Below are 18902 nucleotides of genomic sequence, written 5' to 3'. Positions count from 1 at the left end.
TGCTGAAGATAAAAGGGGATATTTATGAACGAGTGGGATTATTTCTTGAGTGGGCTCATGCGAGCATTGTCTTGGAAAGATGGACAAGATAATGCTTTGCTGTTTGGAATACCCAGTTGGACTTATTTTATTGGTCTCTTAGTTCATTTCCAGATTTTCCTAAGCTTGTATGCTCTCTTATTTTGGGGATATCATAAAGATATTAAGGAAGCTGGCTCTGTCAAGAAGGCCATGAGAAATAAATGGAATACCATACGTCAAAGCCAAAAAAGTACGGGCAGAGCTATTTTTGTCACAATAATTGGCGTTCTTCTTATGCTTTTTATCTTTCCTGCTTATGAAGGCTATCGAATGACCAATGGTATCTGGCGCTATCATTACTTTACTAATCAGACAACCGAGCTAAAAACGGCTTTAGTGACTGGTGTTGATACCGAGACCGGAGGAAGCAAGTCTACCTATTCTCGTATTACCTTCACTATTACGGTTGATGGGAAAGAGCGAGAGGTTAATGTTTCAGATAGTAATAAAAGTCTTGCCAGATCAGCTAAAAAACACTTGAAGCTTCCGATAGCTATTGAGGTTCATGTCAATCAAGAAGGGCAGATTGTATATTTGAAATAAATGGAAGTAAAGAATGATAATATTTAGTTGAAAATCCGTTTTCATCAAATAAAATCACTTGCCAAAGGTTAGTAGAAGTGCTATACTAAGAATGTTGACTATGCACAGCCAGTGCAACCGCTCGAACATCGTAGCTCATATTTAGTGAGTATTAAGTGGTTCGTCCCACGATGCTAGGCGAGTCTTCACAAAAATACGGGGAAATCCCAAAAAAATCATAGGAGGTGCATAATGAGCACATACGCAATCGTTAAAACTGGCGGAAAACAGGTTAAAGTTGAAGTTGGTCAAGCTATCTACGTTGAAAAATTGGATGTTGAAGCTGGTCAAGAAGTGACTTTTAACGAAGTTGTTCTTGTTGGTGGTGATAAAACTGTTGTCGGAACTCCACTTGTTGCTGGAGCTACTGTAGTTGGAACTGTTGAAAAACAAGGAAAACAAAAGAAAGTTGTTACTTACAAGTACAAACCTAAAAAAGGTAGCCACCGTAAACAAGGTCACCGTCAACCATACACTAAAGTTGTCATCAATGCAATCAACGCTTAATTTATAGGAGAACACATGATACAGGCAGTCTTTGAGAAAGCCGAAGATGGCGAGCTGAGGAGTGCGGAAATTACTGGACACGCCGAAAGTGGCGAATACGGCTTTGATGTCGTGTGTGCATCGGTTTCTACGCTTGCCATAAATTTTATCAATTCAATTGAAAAATTTGCAGGCTACGAACCAATCTTAGAATTAAACGAAGAAGAAGGCGGATTTTTACGAGTAGAAATACCAACAGATATTCCGCCGCACCAGAGAGAAATGACTCAACTTTTCTTTGAATCATTCTTCTTGGGAATGGCAAACTTATCGGAGGACTCATCTGAGTTCGTCCAAACCAAAGTTATCACAGAAAACTAACACGGAGGAAAAACACTATGTTAAAAATGAATCTTGCAAACTTGCAACTTTTTGCCCACAAAAAAGGTGGAGGTTCAACGTCAAACGGACGTGATTCACAAGCAAAACGTCTTGGAGCTAAAGCAGCTGACGGACAAACTGTAACTGGAGGATCTATCCTTTACCGTCAACGCGGTACTCACATCTACCCAGGTGTTAACGTTGGCCGCGGTGGAGACGATACATTGTTCGCGAAAGTTGAAGGCGTAGTACGCTTTGAACGTAAAGGTCGCGATAAGAAACAAGTATCAGTTTACCCAATTGCGAAATAATTCATTATTGATAAAAATCCCTGTCTCAAGATTGGGATTTTTATTTTTGGAAAAATTTGAAATCGTTTCCTTGACATTTTTTCTTCTTAGTGTTTTAATATACCCTATAGGGGTATAAAGGAGAAAAATATGTTTCATTTTTTTACAAAGATAGATAGTATTTCGACGGATGAGTTGGAGAAGCGATTGAAGTCCAATATCCAACTAATTGATGTACGGACGCCATTCGAATTTCGTAGAGGACATATCAAAGAGGCGCAGAATGTTCCTTTGAGCCAAATTGGTCAATTTGCTCCAGCTAAAAAGGAGACGATTTACGTCATCTGCCATTCAGGCATGCGTAGCAAGATGGCAGCGAAAAAGCTGAAGAAAAAGGGCTACGATGTCATTAATGTCCGCGGTGGTATGAGCGCTTGGACAGGGAAAACCATTTAAATAGAAAGGGTTAAACAATGAAAATTATTATTATTGGTGGAGTTGCAGGCGGTATGTCTGCGGCAACACGTTTAAGACGGCTGATGGAAGATGCTGAAATTGTAATTTTTGAAAAAGGTCCTTTTGTATCTTTTGCGAACTGCGGCCTGCCTTATTATATTTCTGGTGAAATTGCTGAGCGCGACTCTCTTTTGGTTCAAACACCTGAAAGTCTCAAGGCACGCTTTAACTTGGATGTGCGACCTTTTTATGAGGTGGTGAAAATTTCGCCTGAAGAGCATACGGTAACGGTGGCTCATGATGGTTCAGAGTTCACAGAGCAGTATGACAAGCTGATTCTTTCACCTGGGGCGAAGCCTTTTATTCCTGAGATTGAAGGACTTTCAGAAGCAACTAATGTCTTCACTTTACGCAATGTTCCAGACTTGGATCAGATCATGTTAGCCTTGGATGAAGAACCACAAGAGGCTGTGGTCATCGGTGCTGGATTTATCGGCCTAGAAACGGCTGAAAATCTGCGCAAACGTGGTCTGAATGTGACAATCGTAGAAAAAGCACCGCATGTCTTGCCACCACTGGATGAGGAGATGGCAGCTTTTGTCCAAGCTGAATTAGTCGATAAGGGAGTAAAGGTTATCACATCCCAGTCGGCTACTCGCTTCGAAGAAAAGGGCAAAGTGATTGTCTTGGAAGATGGACAAAAATTGGCTTCAGATGTAACCATTCTCTCTGTCGGGGTCCAGCCCGAAAATAGCTTGGCCAAGGTGGCAGGTATTGAGACAGGTCTTCGTGGGGGAATCTTAGTTGATGAGCATTATGAGACGAGCCAGAAAGATATTTTTGCAGTCGGAGACGCCATCCTTGTCAAGCAGGAAATTACTGGTGAAGATGCCCTGATTGCTCTAGCTTCGCCTGCTAATCGACAAGGACGTCAGGTGGCAGATGTGATTGCTGGCTTGGAGCGGAAGAATAAGGGAAGCATTGGCACGGCTATTGTGCGTGTCTTTGACATGACAGCCGCTTCAACAGGCTTGAACGAGCGCTTCCTTCAGCAAAATCACTTGCCTTATCAAGCGATTCATGTCAGCGGTAAGGATCATGCAGGCTACTATCCAGGTGCGACTGACTTGACCTTGAAATTGCTCTTTGAGCCAAAAACTGGAAAAATCTATGGTGCTCAAGGTGTGGGTAAAAAAGGCGTTGATAAGCGGATTGATATTCTGGCGACGGCTATTAAAGGAAATCTGACGATTTTTGATTTGCCAGAGCTGGAATTTACCTATGCACCACCTTTTGGCTCAGCCAAGGATCCAGTCAATATGCTGGGCTATGCAGCTATGAATCTAGCGGAAGGCTTGAGTGAAAATATCCAATGGCACCAGCTGGAAGACGAGTTAGCACGCGGGAAAGTCTTTTTAGATGTCCGAACACTTAATGAGTTTAATCAAGGACGCCTGAAGGCGGACAAGACAGTCCATATTCCGCTAAATGAACTCAGGGAACGTTTGGGTGAGCTGGATAAGGAAGCAAAATATATCGTGAGCTGCCATAGCGGTCTGCGCAGCTATATTGCCGAGCGAATCTTAAAACAAGCAGGATTTGCAGTGAAAAATCTAGACGGAGCTTATGCTTTGTACAAAATGGTAAAACCAGAAGGAGTAGAAAAATGAAAACTATATCAGCAGCTGACCTAGAAAAGCAGTATCAATCTGAAAAAATGGCCATCGTAGATGTGCGCGAAAGACATGAATTTCAAGCGGGTCATATCCCAAATGCTGGAAATCTTCCACTCAGTGAGTTGGAAACTGGCTATAAAAAGCTGAATCCTGACTACAAATACTATGTCATTTGCCAAGGAGGAGCGCGTTCAGCGACTGCTTGCCAATTTCTTGCCATGCAGGGCTTCGATGTGACCAACGTATCAGGTGGCATGAACGCTTGGTCTGGAGAGACTGAATAAAAGATAAAAGGATTCAAGTCGTTGCTTGAATCCTTTTTTCCTGTTCTTCTTATTTTCGATTTACCAGAAAATGAATAGCTTTCTCTATTCTTTCCCTTTGTTTTTTCGGATCATCAGATGGATTTTCTAGGCAATCCGTTAAATTCTCAGTAATAACCATCTCAATCACACGATCAACGCTGGAGCGGACGGCAAATAACTGTGTGAGAATATCTGAACATTCCCTGTCTTCTTCAATCATTTTTTGAATGCCTCTCAACTGACCTTCAGAGCGCTTGAGGCGGGTAATATAATTAGAATTCACGGTGATTTCCTCGTTTGTTTACATTGAGTTTATTATATGCTTAATCTGTATATTTGTCAATTGGATTGGGTGGAGGCTGTTTTCAGAAATTTTCCATAATCACTCTCTGATTATTCTATTTACTTTTCATCATAATTCTGGTATAATAGCTTATGTTATAAAATATAACATAGAAATTGAACTAAGAGAATACTAAATAAAATAAGGGCCTATCTTTGTTTCAGATTCTCTTATTCTGAGACTTCTCTCAATTTTTGGAGGTGTATTTATGAAAGTATCAAAAATGCTTTTAGCTACTGGAGTGGTACTCAGTGCAGGAGTATTCTTGTCAGCATGTGGCAAATCTTCATCTAGCACAACCACATATTCTTATGTTTATGCCAGCGATCCAGACAGCTTGAACTACTTGACCACTAACCGTGCAACTACATCAGACGTTATTACAAACCTTGTGGATGGTCTTTTGGAAAATGATGAATATGGAAATCTAGTTCCTTCTCTTGCAGAATCATGGACAGTTTCTCAAGACGGCCTGACTTACACATATAAGCTTCGTAAGGATGCTAAGTGGTTCAATGTTGATGGCGAAGAAGTTGCAAATGTGAAAGCTCAAGACTTTGTGACTGGACTTAAATATGTGGCTGACCAGAAGTCTGAAGCCCTTTACTTAATTCAGGACTCGATTAGTGGCTTGGATGCCTATGTCAAAGGCGACGAAAAAGACTTTTCAAAAGTCGGAGTGAAGGCAGTAGATGATTATACTGTTCAATACACGCTGACACGCCCAGAGCCTTATTGGAACTCTAAAACTACGAATAATATCTTGTTCCCTGTCAATGAAGAATTTTTGAAGTCTAAAGGAAAAGATTTTGGTTCTGTTGATCCATCAAGTATTCTTTACAACGGTCCTTTCCTTTTGAAATCTTTGACTTCTAAATCGTCTATGGAATTCGTTAAAAATCCAAATTATTACGATAAAGACAAGGTCAGTCTAGAACATGTCAAATTAACCTACTATGATGGATCAGACCAAGAATCTTTAATTCGCAACTTCAGTGATGGTGCTTATAGTGGTGCACGTCTCTATCCGAATACTTCAGGATTTGCAGCAGTTAAGAAGAAATATGCGGATAATATCCTTTATAGTCCACAGGATGCGACCTCATATTACTTTAATTTCAACTTCAACCGTCAATCATACAATCACACTTCCAAAACAAGTGATGATCAAAAGAATGCAACAAAAGAAGCGGTTTTAAATAAGGACTTCCGTCAGGCCGTCAATTTTGCCCTTGACCGGACTTCTTATGGTGCGCAAAGTAATGGTAAAGATGGAGCTACCAAGCTGTTGAGAAATACGCTTGTCCCTCCAACATTTGTTCAAATTGGCGATCAAACTTTTGGCCAAGTTGTTGCCTCTAAATTAGTGAATTATGGTACAGAATGGGCGAATATCGACCTGACAGATGCTCAAGATGCTTATTATAATCCAGAAAAAGCTAAGGCAAGATTTGCTAAAGCTAAGGAAGCTTTAGAGTCTAAGGGAGTTCAATTCCCAATTCATTTGGACCTTCCTGTAGACCAGGCTGACAAGGTGAGTATCCAATGGGCAAGCTCAGTAAAACAATCAATTGAATCAACCTTGGGTGCAGAAAATGTAGTGATTGACCTGCAGAAGATTAGTGTGGATGATTTGAACAATATCACCTATTTTGCAAATACTGCAGCTCAAAAGGACTATGACTTCTATACAGGGGGCTGGTCAGCTGACTATCAAGACCCATCTACCTACTTAGATACTCTAAATGTAAATAATGGCGCTAGCTTGCAAAACTTTGGTTTTGAGCCAGGCCAAGATATGGACAAGATGAAAGAGCTGGGCTTGGACACTTATACTAAGATGTTGGAAGAAGCAAATGCTGAAACAACAGATGTGAAAGTTCGCTATGAAAAATATGCGGATGCACAAGCTTGGTTGCTGGATAGTGGGATTATCATGCCGACCATTTCAGGAGGCGGTAGTCCTTCTGTAAGTAAGTCCAAACCTTTCAGTCGTGCCTATTCACTCGTTGGAATCAAGGGATCCGGCTTCAACTTTAAATATACAAAGCTCAGAAGCGAGATTGTAACGACCAAAGAATATGAAGAAGCTAAGAAGAAATGGCAAGAAAAAACGTTGGAATCTAACAAAAAAGCCCAAGAAGAACTAGCAGATCATATTGAAAAGAAATAAGAGTTTAAAAAGATTAACTTTCAAAGAAAGTTAATCTTTTTGATTTGATCTACATTAAGAATTTTATAAAAGGAGCTATTTAGGCTTGTTTTTTTGTGAAAAATTGGTTATAATAAATAAGTTGCCACCCTTAGTGTAATGGATATCACGTAAGATTCCGGTTCTTGAGATGGGAGTTCGATTCTCTCAGGGTGGATGACTGAAGCTCGGACTCGTGAGAGTCCTTTTTTATTGTCTAAGGGAGGAGATTGCCATGGCAGTGAAGCTAATCGCTCATACCTTGATTGAGAAAGACGGAAAGTATCTGCTGATCAAACGCTCTAAAATAAAGCGCGGCCTTCCTAATGTCTATCCATGCTATTGGGATATTCCTGGCGGAAGCGTAGAAGAGAACGAACTACCCAGAGAAGCAGCTCTACGCGAGGCTATGGAAGAGGTTAATCAAAAGATTCGGATTGATAGGATCATTCATGAAGATAGTCAGTTTGACTCAAGAAAAAATGCTGTTTTTACACGCTTGGTTTATGAGGCTAAGATTATAGAGCAGCGCGATATCCTATTGGATCCAGAAGAGCATACAGACTTTATTTGGCTTTCTTCTTTGGAGGACTTAGAGGGAGAGCTGATTGTTCCTTATTTGCTTGATATTTTTGCTGACAGATCCACATAAAACAAAAAAACATCCCCTTTTATCAGGAGATGTTTTTTCTGATTAGTTTTTAGATGCTTCTTGGAATTCTGGATTCTTCCATGCTTCATCAATAATTGCTTGCAATTCTTTAGCAGATGCTTGCATTTTTTGAGTTTCTGCATCGTTCAATGGGATATTTACTGGACGAACGATACCGTGTGCACCAACAACTGCTGGTTGACCGATGAAGACATCTTTCACACCGTATTGGCCCTCTTGGAAGACTGAAAGTGGAAGTACGGCATTTTCATCGTCAAGGATAGCTTTTGTGATACGAGCAAGGGCTACAGCGATACCGTAGTATGTAGCACCTTTCTTGTTGATGATTGTGTAAGCAGCATCACGAACGCCTTCGAACAATTCGATCAATTCAGACTCTTGAACATTTTGAGTATCTTTAAGGAATTCTTCAAGGTTTACACCTGCGATGTTTGCATGTGACCAAACAGCAAATTCTGAATCGCCGTGCTCACCCATGATGTAGGCGTGAACTGAACGAGCATCAACATCCAATTTTTCAGCAAGTGCTTGACGGAAACGAGCTGAGTCAAGTGAAGTACCTGAACCGATAACNCGTTCTTTAGGGAAGCCTGAGAATTTCCAAGTTGAATAAGTCAAAACGTCAACTGGGTTAGCAGCAACAAGGAAGATACCATCGAAACCTGATTCAACAACTTGTGTTACGATTGATTTGTTGATGGCAAGGTTCTTACCAACGAGGTCAAGACGAGTTTCACCTGGTTTTTGAGGCGCACCCGCAGTGATAACAACAAGGTCAGCGTCTGCACAGTCAGAGTATTGAGCTGCGTAGATCTTTTTAGGTGAAGTGAAGGCAAGGGCGTGGCTAAGGTCAAGCGCATCACCTACAGCTTTTTCATGTAATTGTGGAATTTCGATAATTCCAAGCTCTTGTGCAATTCCTTGGTTAACAAGCGCGAAAGCGTAAGATGAACCTACGGCACCGTCACCAACAAGGATGACTTTTTTATGTTGTTTAGTAGCAGTCATTTCTAAACATCTCCTTATTATTTTTGGGGTTTTCCCCATACAATTACATTCTACCACTTTTGATACAGTTTGTCACGGCTCACCGTGGTATTTTGACCCCTAAAAGGCTATGTAAACGTTTTTATATTCGGTTTTAAATACTGAAAATATAGCTAAAATGTGGTATAATGAGATAGTGATTTAATATTGAAATGAGGCATTTTTTAATGCAAGATAGAAACTTAGTAGATGTCAATTTGACCAGCGAAATGAAGACCAGTTTCATCGATTATGCAATGAGTGTTATCGTGGCTCGGGCTCTTCCAGATGTTCGCGATGGTCTTAAGCCGGTTCATCGCCGGATTCTTTATGGCATGAATGAGCTAGGCGTTACGCCTGATAAGCCTCACAAGAAATCAGCTCGTATCACAGGGGATGTCATGGGTAAATACCACCCGCATGGCGATTCCTCTATTTATGAAGCAATGGTGCGGATGGCTCAATGGTGGAGCTATCGCTACATGCTGGTAGACGGTCATGGAAACTTCGGTTCTATGGACGGAGACGGGGCTGCAGCCCAGCGTTACACAGAAGCACGTATGAGCAAGATTGCTCTGGAGATGCTTCGTGATATTAATAAAAACACTGTTGACTATATTGACAACTATGATGCCAGCGAGAGAGAACCGGTAGTTCTTCCTGCTCGCTTCCCTAACTTACTCGTAAATGGAGCGACAGGGATTGCTGTTGGGATGGCGACTAATATTCCGCCACATAATCTTGGTGAGTCTATTGATGCAGTTAAGCTGGTCATGGATAATCCAGAAGCAACGACTCGTGACATCATGGAAGTCCTGCCTGGCCCAGATTTTCCAACAGGAGCACTGGTGATGGGGAAATCTGGTATTCACCGGGCTTATGAAACAGGCAAGGGTTCAATTGTTCTTCGTTCTCGTACTGAAATCGAAGAGATGAAAAATGGCCGTGAGCGAATTGTCGTAACCGAGTTTCCATACATGGTTAATAAGACTAAGGTCCATGAGCATATTGTTCGTCTGGTGCAGGAAAAACGCATTGACGGTATCACAGCTGTTCGTGATGAGTCTAACCGTGAAGGGGTCCGTTTTGTCATTGAGGTTCGCCGTGATGCCTCTGCTCATGTCATTCTAAATAACCTTTTCAAGCTGACTCAGATGCAGACCAATTTCAGCTTCAATATGCTGGCTATTCAAAATGGTGTGCCGAAGATTCTGTCTCTACGTGAGATTTTGTCGGCCTATATTGAACACCAAAAGGAAGTGGTGACTCGACGGACGGCTTTTGATAAAGAAAAGGCGGAAGCGCGAGCTCACATCTTGGCTGGTTTGCTGATTGCGCTGGATCATATTGATGAAGTGATTCGCATCATCCGTAATAGCGAGACAGATGCAGAAGCACAGGCTGAATTGATGGCTAAATTTGAGCTGTCTGAGCGCCAGAGTCAGGCTATCCTCGACATGCGTCTGCGTCGTCTGACTGGTTTGGAACGCGATAAGATTCAGTCAGAGTATGACGAGCTGATTGCCTTGATTGCGGACTTGGCTGATATTTTGGCTAAGCCAGAGCGCGTTGTCGCAATTATCAAGGAAGAGCTAGATGAGGTCAAACGTAAATTTGCTGATGACCGCCGAACTGAGCTGATGGTGGGAGAAGTTCTTTCTCTTGAAGATGAAGATTTGATCGAGGAAGCGGATGTTTTGATTACCTTGTCTAATAAAGGCTATATTAAACGTCTGAATCAGGCAGAATTCACTGCTCAGAAACGTGGTGGCCGAGGTGTTCAAGGAACTGGTGTCAAAGATGATGACTTCGTCAAAGAGCTGGTTTCAACTAGTACACACGATAGACTGCTCTTCTTTACTAACAAGGGCCGAGTCTATCGTCTCAAAGGATATGAAATCCCTGAGTATGGCCGGACAGCCAAGGGCTTGCCAGTGGTCAATCTCTTGAAACTGGATGAAGGAGAGAACATTCAGACCATTATTAATGTCCAGCAAGACAGTAGCGATCATTCCTACCTCTTCTTTACAACCCGTTTGGGTGTAGTTAAACGAACCAGCGTAACAGAATTTGCTAATATCCGTCAAAACGGTCTCAAGGCCTTGAATTTGAAGGATGAAGACGAGCTTATCAATGTCTTTCTGACGGACGGTGCTGCAGATGTTATCATTGGTACTAAGTTTGGTTATTCGGTCCGTTTCAATGAGACAGCTGTCCGAAGCATGAGCCGTAGTGCGACTGGTGTTCGTGGAGTTAATCTTCGGGACGGCGACCAGGTCGTTGGAGCTGGTGTGATTTCTGAGGGTGACGAAGTGCTTGTCATTACCGAAAAAGGCTATGGTAAGCGAACTCTTGCCAGTGAGTATCCAACCAAGGGCCGTGGCGGTAAAGGGATTAAAACAGCCAATATCACTGATAAGAACGGACCTCTGGCAGGTTTGATGACCGTTACTGGCGAGGAAGATTTGATGATTATCACCAACACAGGTGTCATTATCCGAACAAGCGTGGCCAATATTTCTCAGACAGGTCGTTCAACCATGGGAGTTAAGGTTATGCGTCTGGATCAAAATGCCCAGATTGTCACCTTTACAACGGTTGCGCCTGATGAAAAAGACGATGAGGAAGAAGTAGAATAAGAGGAGGATGAATGTGAAAAAATCTAAGAAGAAATTCAAGCTCAGAAATTTCATCATTAACTGTGCGGTTTTCTTTTTATTTCTAGTTGCCCTAGCTCTGATTTTTAACTCCTCTATCCGAAATATGATTATGGTTTGGCACACGAATCAATACCAGGTTAGCAAGGTTTCCAAGGAAGAAATCAAGCAAAATAAGGCAGTCGAGTCGAGTTTTGAGTTTAGCGAAGTTCAATCTCTTTCGACAGAAGCGGTGATCAATGCTCAGTGGCAGGCTCAAAAACTACCAGTTATCGGTGGCATTTCGATTCCTGAAGTGTCGATGAATCTGCCAATTTTCAAAGGTTTGGATAATGTTGGACTCTACTATGGTGCTGGCACTATGAAAGAAGATCAACAAATGGGACAAGGAAATTATGCCTTGGCCAGCCACCACGTCTTTGGAATTACTGGAGCTAGTGATATGCTCTTTTCGCCTCTAGATCGTGCCAAAATAGGGATGAAAATCTATATCACGGATAAGGATAAGATCTATACCTATACGATTTCTAGTATAGAAAGTGTCGCACCAGAGCGCGTGGATGTCATCAATGACACAGAGGGAGTTGCTGAGATCACTTTAGTCACATGTGAAGATGCGGCAGCAACCAGTCGAACCATTGTTAAAGGAACGCTTGAAAGTACGATTGACTATGACAAGGCACCAAAAGATATTTTAGATGCTTTCAGTCGATCTTATAATCAAATGCAGCTATAATAAGAAATATTGTAAAACGAAGTAACAAGAGTTACTTCGTTTTTTGATTGAAGATAGCTATAATAATACTTGAAAGACAAAATTTAAGGAGAGAGCGAGTAAGCACTTTATTCATGGGAAAATTATCAAAGGAAAATTATCAAACTAACTGTCTTATATATCAAGATGAGGCGGGTTTCGATTGTGTTAGTAAAATTGGTTCATGCTCGTATCCAAGGGGCTATCGTTCTCATGTAGCCGGTCAGCATATTCGTGAGTTTCGCTATTATTATGGAATTGTGGATATCCAAACCTTGAATATCTCTGAAAATATAGAATTTACCTCCATTCCACCTTAGATACCTGAATGAACCCTATTGAGCAAGTCTGGGTTGAGATTTTAAAACGTGGGTTTAAGAAAGAAGTATATAGAAAATTGAATGAGAACATTAATAAATTCAAGAGAGTATTTAAATCTCATCTTCTTGTCAACTTAAATTGATTGTATGTAGAGAATGGACTTCAGCCATTCTTGATTATTTTGAGTATGATTTCAAACTTAATTTTAAAATTTAAGCAATTTATATTAAAAAGACCGTTTCTACGGTCTTAGCTTGTAATTGATTATAATTAAAAATGAACATCTACTCTTTAATTTCAGAAAACTCAGCGTCAATTATTTCGCTGTCATTTAAGCTATCTTTGAATTCTGGATTTAACTCATCTTCAATACCAAGATCTAGTTTATATTCTCCCTTTAACATTTTTTCAAATGTGTCAGCAAGTCTTGTTCCCATCGGCTTAAATGTAAAGTAAGTAATTCCTCCTGAAGCTAATCCTCCTAGAATTGGAACTGTCTTTGTAATTATAGAACCAACTGATTTTTTTGTAATGTTTACGCCAATAATTGTTCCGACTTTTTTCACAAGAGGATACCAAGCTGTTTTAGTTAATGCTTGTTTAGCCACCATTTTCCCAAGATTCTTTCCCGCTGTCTTAGAAACATTTGCAATCAATGCAGTTGCTCCACTTGCACCGAACATTATTCCAAGGTAAGAGATGATTCGTATTTGTACTTCTTCAGGTAATTCCTTATAGTTTCCTTTATATAAGTCGTCTTCTCCAAATAAATAAGCAATTTGTTGAGCTAAATTTAGAGCAAAGCCCATATATTGAACAATATCTGCTCCCCCAGCAACTACAGCAGTAACTGGATTTGAAGGTAATCCAGCAACAAAAGAAGTGAAAGAGGTTTTAGCGGTGCTATCTTTGATTATTTTTTCAGCCCTTTTTCTCAATGCCTCTGGTGTGAAAACTATTTGAGGCCCATGTTCCAAAATACTATCAAGATATCTACTATCTTTAAATTGATTACGAAGGAATTCTTCTCTATCTACCTTCACGACTGGAAGTTGGCTAGCCGCATTGATTGTCTGTATAACTACAGAATAAGCATCATTTTGCTTCATAAAAATTCTCCTTTTAAATAGTATCTATATTATATATATATATTGTCAAGTGTTTTGTTCTGATTTATTATTGAGTTTTTTTAATAATTTTGTATAGAAAATTGTTGCCTTTTCAATATTTAGTAATTAAGAATAAAATAACCTAAATAANTGAGCTACCTCAATTGATAAATATATTATCAAACGTTTGGTATGTAGTTCATTTATTTAGGTTCTTTTTTTTACTTAATAGCGAATTAATAAGTAAGGAGGTTGATATGTATCGTATTTCATTGCAGGATGACATAAGTATGATGCCGCGTGAACGGCTGATAAGAGAAGGAGCGGATAAACTTAGTAATCAGGAATTGCTATCTATATTTTTGCGAACAGGCAGCAAAAAAGAAACTGTTTTTCAAGTTTCTCAAAGGATTTTATCATCGATTTCTAGTTTGAATGATCTGAAATATTTGACTTTACAGGAATTACAGACAATTTCAGGAATTGGGCCTGTGAAGGCTGTTGAGTTGCAGGCCATTATTGAGCTCGGATGCCGTATCAATAAGGCTGAAGTGCTGGAGAGGGAGCAAATTCTTGGAAGTCAAAAACTAGCTCGCAAAATGCAGGTCGAATTGGGAGATAAAAAGCAGGAATGTTTGGTTGCTATTTATCTCAATAGTCAAAACCAGATCATCCATCAGCAGACAATCTTTGTAGGAACGGTAACTAGAAGTATTGCTGAACCACGTGAGATTTTGCATTATGCTCTCAAACACTTGGCAACAACTATTATACTAGTGCACAATCATCCTTCTGGAGTGACTTTACCAAGTAAGAATGACGACGAGGTCACCAAACACATGAAAGAAGCCTGTGAACTAATGGGGTTGGTTCTTTTAGATCATTTAATTGTTTCAAAAAATGATTATTATAGTTATCGTGAAAAAACGGATTTGATCTAAAGTTTGTTAACCACATAATCAAACAAGGCTAAATCCCCCGTTCTTGTGGGAAATAGAAATTCTGGATGCCACTGCACACCAAGAAATGGACTTCCATCAGTCGAGGTAACAGCCTCAATGACCTTATCCCGAGGATCGTAGGCTATAACTTCTAGATTTTTCGCTAGATCCTTGATACTTTGATGATGGAATGAGTTGATTTGACAAGTAGGTCCGTATAATTCATGGAGTATGGAGCCGTTTTTAGTGACCATAGTCTGTGTAGTGTATTGAGCAGTGCTATCTTGCCAGTGATTCTCGATGTCTTGGTGAAGTGTGCCACCCATAGCAACGTTGTAAAGCTGAGTACCACGACAGACGCCAAAAATAGGCTTATTTTGTTTCCGCGCCTCTCGGATGAGAGCCAGTTCAAATAGATCCCTTTGAAGCAGATAATCATCGCTTTCGATAGTCTGTTCCTCGCCGTAGAAATGAGGCTGGACATTTTGTCCACCGGTAAGGATCAGTTTATCGATCATAGTAATATAGGTGTGAGCTAAGGCTTCATCACCAATTGGCAAGATAATTGGGATTCCTCCAACTTTATTGACTCCCTCGATAAAGCCAGTTGAAGTATAACTGATATGGATAAATTGATCGTTGGGAATATCCCTTTGGTTTCCTGTTATACCGATAATCGGTTTTTTCATAAAGTGTCTGTTTCCTTTCTTACCTTACTCATCATCTTTTCTCATGAAGTAGAGTAATGTTTGGAGTTCGCTGGTTAGGTCTACATATTGTACAACCACATCTTTTGGGACAGATAGGTGCACTGGGGAGAAGCAAAGAATTCCCTTGATGCCAGCATCAACCAAGACGGATGCGACTTCTTGTGCCTTAACGCTCGGCACTGTCAGAATGGCTGTCTTTACGTTTCCTTCTTGGACCTTTTCTTTTATTTGAGAAATTCCATAAATAGGAATTCCATCATTTGTGGTGGTTCCGACATCAGAATAATCATCTGTATCAAAGGCCATTACAATCTTCATTTTATTCCGTTCATGAAAGCGGTAGTGTAAAAGGGCACGGCCCATATTTCCGACACCAACAATCATGACATTTGTAATCGAGTTGTCATTGAGAAGATTGGCAAAGAAATTCATTAGTTTCTTGACATCGTAGCCAAAACCTCTACGACCTAACTCACCGAAGTAAGAAAAGTCACGCCGAACAGTCGCAGAGTCGATTCCAATCGCCTCTGCGATTTGTTTTGAATTGGCCTTTTCAATATTTTCTGCATTAAATCGCTTGAAAATTCGGTAGTAGAGGGAGAGCCGCTTAGCAGTAGCACGTGGAATAGAATTGCTTTTTTCAGTTTTCACAAAATCACGACCTTTCTATCTTCTATTCTATAGAAAGCTTGTGAAAAAATCAACTAATTTGATGAACAAAATATTATTATACTAATAAAGATAGCTAAAATAATAGAAATAAGCAAAATTCTTAGAATTTCGCTTATTGGGGTGTTTTTTCAAAAATGTCTCTTTCAACTAAACTATCCATCAAGAAATAGAATTTTTGCTGAATAATATGGTGTTTTTCTGATTTGAAGATATTAACCAATCTTAAACCAGACTTGTCCGTAATATTGATTTTAACTCCGCTTAGATCTTTATTGACGATAATCTTAAGCAAGAATCCATCGCCACTATTAGGGACAGCTTCAAGTAAGCGAGAAAGCTCGTAATTACCAACTTTTGTTTCAGCAAATGTATTGTCCCGCAAGGTAAATTTCTTAACATTTGGATGGAGTGAGTAGGTGAAGTCGCAGTTTGCTAAGCTAACAGATGTTTGAAAAGCCATCTTATCCTCCTAGTATTTCTTTTAGTTTTTGGCTGAATAGTTTGATTTCTTGGATGTTTGTTTGATCTGACACACTGATGCGAATGGATTCTTTTAGGCGCTCAGAGTTAGAGCCATATAAGGCTTGAAGGACATGGCTGGGCTGAACAGCACCAGCTGTACAAGCAGAGCCGGTCGAGATTGAAAAGCCATTAAGGTCCATTTGAAGCAAGATAAGATCATTCTTTCGGTTTGGAAATCCGATATTGATAACATAAGGCAGGCTAGGCTGACTTTCGTTTAGGTAGTAGTCTATATCCGCTATGTTGTTCAGTAAAGTATCTTTTAACTGCTGGGCATGCTCAAGATTTTCCTCTAAGTAGGCAACATTTTCAGAAAGGGCAGTTGCCATCCCGACAATAGAAACGAGGTTTTCTGTACCCGCTCGATGCTTGTTTTCTTGATCACCGCCATGCATGAAATTATCAAAATCCATCTGGTCAGCATAGAGAAATCCCACCCCTTTTGGACCATGGAATTTATGAGCTGATGCACTCAGGAAATTGATTCCCCATTCTTCAGGATAGATGGGGAGCTTGCCGACGGCTTGGACCGCATCAACGTGGAAGGCAGCAGGATGATCTTTTAGCAATTTACCAATTTCTTGAATCGGCAAAATATAGCCTGTTTCATTGTTGACAGCCATTACTGAGACAAGGATAGTATCTGGTCTGAGGGCATTCTTGATATCTTCAGTTCGGATTTGCCCATCTACTGGCTGAATAATAGTGACTTCAAAACCAAAGTGCTCCACCAAGTATTCAACGGGCTCTAAAACAGCATGGTGTTCAATGGCCGTAGTGATAATATGCTTGCCTTGATTCTGATGGCGCAGGGCATAGCCCTTAATAGCAGTGTTATTGCTTTCAGTAGCACCTGAGGTGAAGAGGATATTTTTGCTTTGTGTGTGTAGAACTTTAGCAATATCTTCGCGAGCTTGTCGGAGCAGTTTTTTAGCTTCTCGCCCGTGGCTGTGGGTACTGGATGGATTACCGAAGACTGTCATTGCCTGAGTCATAGACTCAATTGCAGCAGGTGACAAGGCAGTCGTAGCAGCATTATCTAAATAAATCACAAATTTATCCCTTATTTCTTTTGAAAAGCAAAAAGTGGGCTGACTGGTTTTCTTTCTTGAATACGCACGATAGCATCGCCAATCAACTCGCTGGCTGTGATGTAGTGAACATTCTTCGGAGTCTTTTCTTTGGTATCAACAGAATCAGTCACCAAGATTTCTCGGATAGGAACACTATCTAGTAAGTCTGCAGCTTCATCTGCAAATAAACCATGACTTGAGACAGCATAGATTTCGACAGCTCCTTCACGTTCAACGATTTTAGCAGCTTCTGAGAAGGTACGACCGGTATTCAAGATATCGTCAATCAAAATTGCTTTTTTGCCTTCAACCTCACCGATAATATATCCTTCGGAGCGTCCTGCTTCATCTTCACCATAGTCGATGATGGCGATTGGAGCGTCGAGATATTCCGCCAAACTACGAGCGCGTTTCACGCCAGAATTTTTCGGGCTAACGACGACAACATCCTCGCCAGTTAATCCCATATTGCAATAATGCTCAGCAAACAATGGAATAGTGAAGAGGTTGTCAACAGGAATATCAAAGAAGCCTTGTACTTGGACAGCGTGAAGGTCAAGTGAAATAACTCTGTCTACGCCAGCCCCAACAAGCATATTGGCCACGAGTTTTGCAGTAATTGGCTCGCGAGGAGCAGCTGTCCGATCTTGGCGGGCATAACCGAAATAGGGCATAACCACAGTTACGGTATTAGCACTTGCCCGTTTACAAGCGTCAACCATTATCAATAGCTCCATCAAGTGATTATTGACTGGGAAGCTGGTAGACTGGATGATATAGATATCATAGCCACGAACACTCTCCTCAATGTTGATCTGAATCTCGCCATCGGAAAATTGGCGGGAAGAAAGCTTGCCTAAAGGTACTCCGGCAGCTTCAGCAATCTTCTCAGCAATTGAGTGATTGGAATTGAGGGAGAAAAGCTTCATATTTTTTTTGTCTGACATTAGAATGACCATCCTCTTTTTGTCTCTTTAGATTTATAAATATTATTTTACCAAAAAAATGAGATTATTTCAGCATTTTTACAAGTTTTCGGCAAATCTGGCAATCTTACTTTTACCAGGCTTATATTGGATTTGATTTTCGTTTAAAAAGTCTTTGAACTTTTGCTCCCCTTCTTCGATATCATTGATTTCTAACTCTAATTCGAAATCTTTTTTACCAAAGTAACGACTTTCGTCCAAGGCAAAAAGGCCAATTATATCTTGTTTTTCATAGCGAATATTTTCAAGGGTTCCGAGTATTGTTAGTTTATCAACGGGGATTTTTTTCTCTTGAAGTTTGTCTAGGATTTCTCCCTGAGGAAATTGCAAATTTTCTGTAATTTCCTTAAATTCATCTTCGGACAAGGCTTGGTTGTATTCGAAATTTCCAAGTTTTTGAGGAATTTTTAGAGTAAACTCAGCAGCGTCAGGAGTGGTTCGGACTCGCAGAGCCATACGAGCTTCACGAAGAGCAAAGTCAGCCGAATCAATATAATAGTTGACTTGGAAAATTGGCTGGACATGATCAAAGAAGGTCAGAAGTCGTTTATGTTCGTCTTCTGTTAGCATTGTTTTGTATTCAATTTCTAAATGGTTCATTTTTAAATCCTTTTCTTTATCTGAAAGCGATTTTATGTTATAATAACAACTGTGTTTATTTTATACA

The 18902-nt window shown here is 40.3% G+C and carries 21 protein-coding genes, 1 tRNA gene and 1 other annotated feature; of the genes, 13 read left to right on the top strand and 9 right to left on the bottom strand.

Annotated features, from left to right (window positions below; genetic code table 11):
* Positions 1-24 precede the first annotated feature (24 nt).
* From D8872_RS07230 to D8872_RS07200, 7 genes are all read left to right on the top strand, one after another.
* Positions 25-624, top strand: a complete 600-nt coding sequence (locus D8872_RS07230; protein WP_125390464.1) for a hypothetical protein — start codon at positions 25-27, stop codon at positions 622-624.
* A gap of 105 nt (positions 625-729) precedes the next feature.
* Positions 730-819, top strand: a sequence feature (ribosomal protein L21 leader region).
* Between the two features lie 36 nt (positions 820-855).
* Positions 856-1170 (top strand): 50S ribosomal protein L21, encoded by a 315-nt coding sequence (rplU, locus tag D8872_RS07225; protein ID WP_015605032.1) that lies wholly within the window; start codon positions 856-858, stop codon positions 1168-1170.
* A gap of 15 nt (positions 1171-1185) precedes the next feature.
* A complete protein-coding gene (locus tag D8872_RS07220; protein ID WP_015605031.1) occupies positions 1186-1530 on the top strand; it encodes a ribosomal-processing cysteine protease Prp in 345 nt (114 codons plus the stop codon).
* Between the two features lie 17 nt (positions 1531-1547).
* Positions 1548-1841 (top strand): 50S ribosomal protein L27, encoded by a 294-nt coding sequence (gene rpmA / locus D8872_RS07215; RefSeq protein ID WP_003032879.1) that lies wholly within the window; start codon positions 1548-1550, stop codon positions 1839-1841.
* Positions 1842-1970: 129 nt separating this feature from the next.
* Positions 1971-2276, top strand: coding sequence for a rhodanese-like domain-containing protein (locus D8872_RS07210; RefSeq protein ID WP_125390463.1), 306 nt, complete (start codon positions 1971-1973; stop codon positions 2274-2276).
* A gap of 17 nt (positions 2277-2293) precedes the next feature.
* A complete protein-coding gene (locus tag D8872_RS07205; RefSeq protein WP_125390462.1) occupies positions 2294-3946 on the top strand; it encodes an FAD-dependent oxidoreductase in 1653 nt (550 codons plus the stop codon).
* On the top strand, positions 3943-4236 hold the full coding sequence (locus D8872_RS07200; RefSeq protein ID WP_125390461.1) for a rhodanese-like domain-containing protein: 294 nt from the start codon (positions 3943-3945) through the stop codon (positions 4234-4236). Before D8872_RS07205 ends, D8872_RS07200 begins: the two co-directional genes overlap by 4 nt.
* A 49-nt stretch (positions 4237-4285) precedes the next feature.
* On the opposite strand, the gene D8872_RS07195 is transcribed toward D8872_RS07200, so the two are convergent.
* Positions 4286-4540 (bottom strand): metal-sensitive transcriptional regulator, encoded by a 255-nt coding sequence (locus D8872_RS07195; RefSeq protein WP_125390460.1) that lies wholly within the window; start codon positions 4538-4540, stop codon positions 4286-4288.
* A gap of 268 nt (positions 4541-4808) precedes the next feature.
* Between D8872_RS07195 and D8872_RS07190 the strand changes: the two genes are divergently transcribed.
* From D8872_RS07190 to D8872_RS07180, 3 genes are all read left to right on the top strand, one after another.
* Positions 4809-6773 carry a peptide ABC transporter substrate-binding protein gene (locus D8872_RS07190; RefSeq protein ID WP_125387796.1) on the top strand — a complete coding sequence of 655 codons (1965 nt, stop codon included), beginning with the start codon at positions 4809-4811 and terminating at the stop codon, positions 6771-6773.
* 124 nt (positions 6774-6897) lie between these two features.
* A tRNA-Arg gene (locus D8872_RS07185) sits at positions 6898-6969 on the top strand.
* 57 nt (positions 6970-7026) lie between these two features.
* Positions 7027-7443, top strand: a complete 417-nt coding sequence (locus D8872_RS07180) for an NUDIX hydrolase (protein WP_125390459.1) — start codon at positions 7027-7029, stop codon at positions 7441-7443.
* A gap of 42 nt (positions 7444-7485) precedes the next feature.
* Here D8872_RS07180 and D8872_RS07175 read toward each other — a convergent pair whose 3' ends face one another.
* Positions 7486-8472 carry an L-lactate dehydrogenase gene (locus D8872_RS07175; RefSeq protein WP_005591942.1) on the bottom strand — a complete coding sequence of 329 codons (987 nt, stop codon included), beginning with the start codon at positions 8470-8472 and terminating at the stop codon, positions 7486-7488.
* A gap of 206 nt (positions 8473-8678) precedes the next feature.
* On the opposite strand from D8872_RS07175, the gene gyrA reads away from it, so the two are divergent.
* Complete coding sequence (gene gyrA / locus D8872_RS07170; protein ID WP_221760746.1) at positions 8679-11129, top strand: DNA gyrase subunit A; 2451 nt, start codon at positions 8679-8681, stop codon at positions 11127-11129.
* 7 nt (positions 11130-11136) lie between these two features.
* Complete coding sequence (locus D8872_RS07165; protein ID WP_185761405.1) at positions 11137-11883, top strand: class A sortase; 747 nt, start codon at positions 11137-11139, stop codon at positions 11881-11883.
* A gap of 623 nt (positions 11884-12506) precedes the next feature.
* Here the strand turns inward: D8872_RS07165 and D8872_RS07160 are convergent.
* Positions 12507-13331 (bottom strand): hypothetical protein, encoded by an 825-nt coding sequence (locus D8872_RS07160; RefSeq protein WP_048764345.1) that lies wholly within the window; start codon positions 13329-13331, stop codon positions 12507-12509.
* A gap of 257 nt (positions 13332-13588) precedes the next feature.
* Here D8872_RS07160 and radC point away from each other — a divergent pair, with 257 nt between their 5' ends.
* Complete coding sequence (radC, locus tag D8872_RS07155) at positions 13589-14272, top strand: RadC family protein (RefSeq protein WP_125390456.1); 684 nt, start codon at positions 13589-13591, stop codon at positions 14270-14272.
* On the opposite strand, the gene D8872_RS07150 is transcribed toward radC, so the two are convergent.
* The 6 genes from D8872_RS07150 to D8872_RS07125 form a co-directional block, all read right to left on the bottom strand.
* Positions 14269-14961, bottom strand: a complete 693-nt coding sequence (locus D8872_RS07150) for a gamma-glutamyl-gamma-aminobutyrate hydrolase family protein (protein WP_125390455.1) — start codon at positions 14959-14961, stop codon at positions 14269-14271. The genes radC and D8872_RS07150 overlap by 4 nt on opposite strands.
* Positions 14962-14985: 24 nt before the next feature.
* Positions 14986-15633: a redox-sensing transcriptional repressor Rex gene (locus D8872_RS07145; protein WP_005590387.1), complete on the bottom strand. Its 648-nt coding sequence runs from the start codon at positions 15631-15633 to the stop codon at positions 14986-14988.
* Positions 15634-15766: 133 nt separating this feature from the next.
* Positions 15767-16114 (bottom strand): DUF1831 domain-containing protein, encoded by a 348-nt coding sequence (locus D8872_RS07140; protein ID WP_005590386.1) that lies wholly within the window; start codon positions 16112-16114, stop codon positions 15767-15769.
* 1 nt (position 16115) lies between these two features.
* Positions 16116-17228 (bottom strand): cysteine desulfurase family protein, encoded by a 1113-nt coding sequence (locus D8872_RS07135; protein ID WP_125390454.1) that lies wholly within the window; start codon positions 17226-17228, stop codon positions 16116-16118.
* 11 nt (positions 17229-17239) lie between these two features.
* Entirely contained in the window at positions 17240-18196 is a 957-nt protein-coding gene (locus D8872_RS07130; protein WP_081105361.1) for a ribose-phosphate diphosphokinase, read from the bottom strand.
* 78 nt (positions 18197-18274) lie between these two features.
* Positions 18275-18835, bottom strand: coding sequence for a CYTH domain-containing protein (locus D8872_RS07125; RefSeq protein ID WP_125390453.1), 561 nt, complete (start codon positions 18833-18835; stop codon positions 18275-18277).
* Positions 18836-18902: the final 67 nt, after the last annotated feature.

Source organism: Streptococcus cristatus, from assembly GCF_003943815.1.
Taxonomy (GTDB): Bacteria; Bacillota; Bacilli; order Lactobacillales; family Streptococcaceae; genus Streptococcus; species Streptococcus cristatus_F.
The sequence above is the reverse complement of the archived record's forward strand: the minus strand, read 5'-3'. Positions and strand labels throughout refer to the sequence as shown.

Bases quoted from the DNA above. Each gene is read 5' to 3' on its own strand.
- D8872_RS07230 (WP_125390464.1), top strand. From the start codon at position 25: ATGAACGAGTGGGATTATTTCTTGAGTGGGCTCATGCGAGCATTGTCT.
- rplU (WP_015605032.1), top strand. From the start codon at position 856: ATGAGCACATACGCAATCGTTAAAACTGGCGGAAAACAGGTTAAAGTT.
- D8872_RS07220 (WP_015605031.1), top strand. From the start codon at position 1,186: ATGATACAGGCAGTCTTTGAGAAAGCCGAAGATGGCGAGCTGAGGAGT.
- rpmA (WP_003032879.1), top strand. From the start codon at position 1,548: ATGTTAAAAATGAATCTTGCAAACTTGCAACTTTTTGCCCACAAAAAA.
- D8872_RS07210 (WP_125390463.1), top strand. From the start codon at position 1,971: ATGTTTCATTTTTTTACAAAGATAGATAGTATTTCGACGGATGAGTTG.
- D8872_RS07205 (WP_125390462.1), top strand. From the start codon at position 2,294: ATGAAAATTATTATTATTGGTGGAGTTGCAGGCGGTATGTCTGCGGCA.
- D8872_RS07200 (WP_125390461.1), top strand. From the start codon at position 3,943: ATGAAAACTATATCAGCAGCTGACCTAGAAAAGCAGTATCAATCTGAA.
- D8872_RS07190 (WP_125387796.1), top strand. From the start codon at position 4,809: ATGAAAGTATCAAAAATGCTTTTAGCTACTGGAGTGGTACTCAGTGCA.
- D8872_RS07180 (WP_125390459.1), top strand. From the start codon at position 7,027: ATGGCAGTGAAGCTAATCGCTCATACCTTGATTGAGAAAGACGGAAAG.
- gyrA (WP_221760746.1), top strand. From the start codon at position 8,679: ATGCAAGATAGAAACTTAGTAGATGTCAATTTGACCAGCGAAATGAAG.
- D8872_RS07165 (WP_185761405.1), top strand. From the start codon at position 11,137: ATGAATGTGAAAAAATCTAAGAAGAAATTCAAGCTCAGAAATTTCATC.
- D8872_RS07160 (WP_048764345.1), bottom strand. From the start codon at position 13,331: ATGAAGCAAAATGATGCTTATTCTGTAGTTATACAGACAATCAATGCG.
- radC (WP_125390456.1), top strand. From the start codon at position 13,589: ATGTATCGTATTTCATTGCAGGATGACATAAGTATGATGCCGCGTGAA.
- D8872_RS07150 (WP_125390455.1), bottom strand. From the start codon at position 14,961: ATGAAAAAACCGATTATCGGTATAACAGGAAACCAAAGGGATATTCCC.
- D8872_RS07140 (WP_005590386.1), bottom strand. From the start codon at position 16,114: ATGGCTTTTCAAACATCTGTTAGCTTAGCAAACTGCGACTTCACCTAC.
- D8872_RS07130 (WP_081105361.1), bottom strand. From the start codon at position 18,196: ATGTCAGACAAAAAAAATATGAAGCTTTTCTCCCTCAATTCCAATCAC.
- D8872_RS07125 (WP_125390453.1), bottom strand. From the start codon at position 18,835: ATGAACCATTTAGAAATTGAATACAAAACAATGCTAACAGAAGACGAA.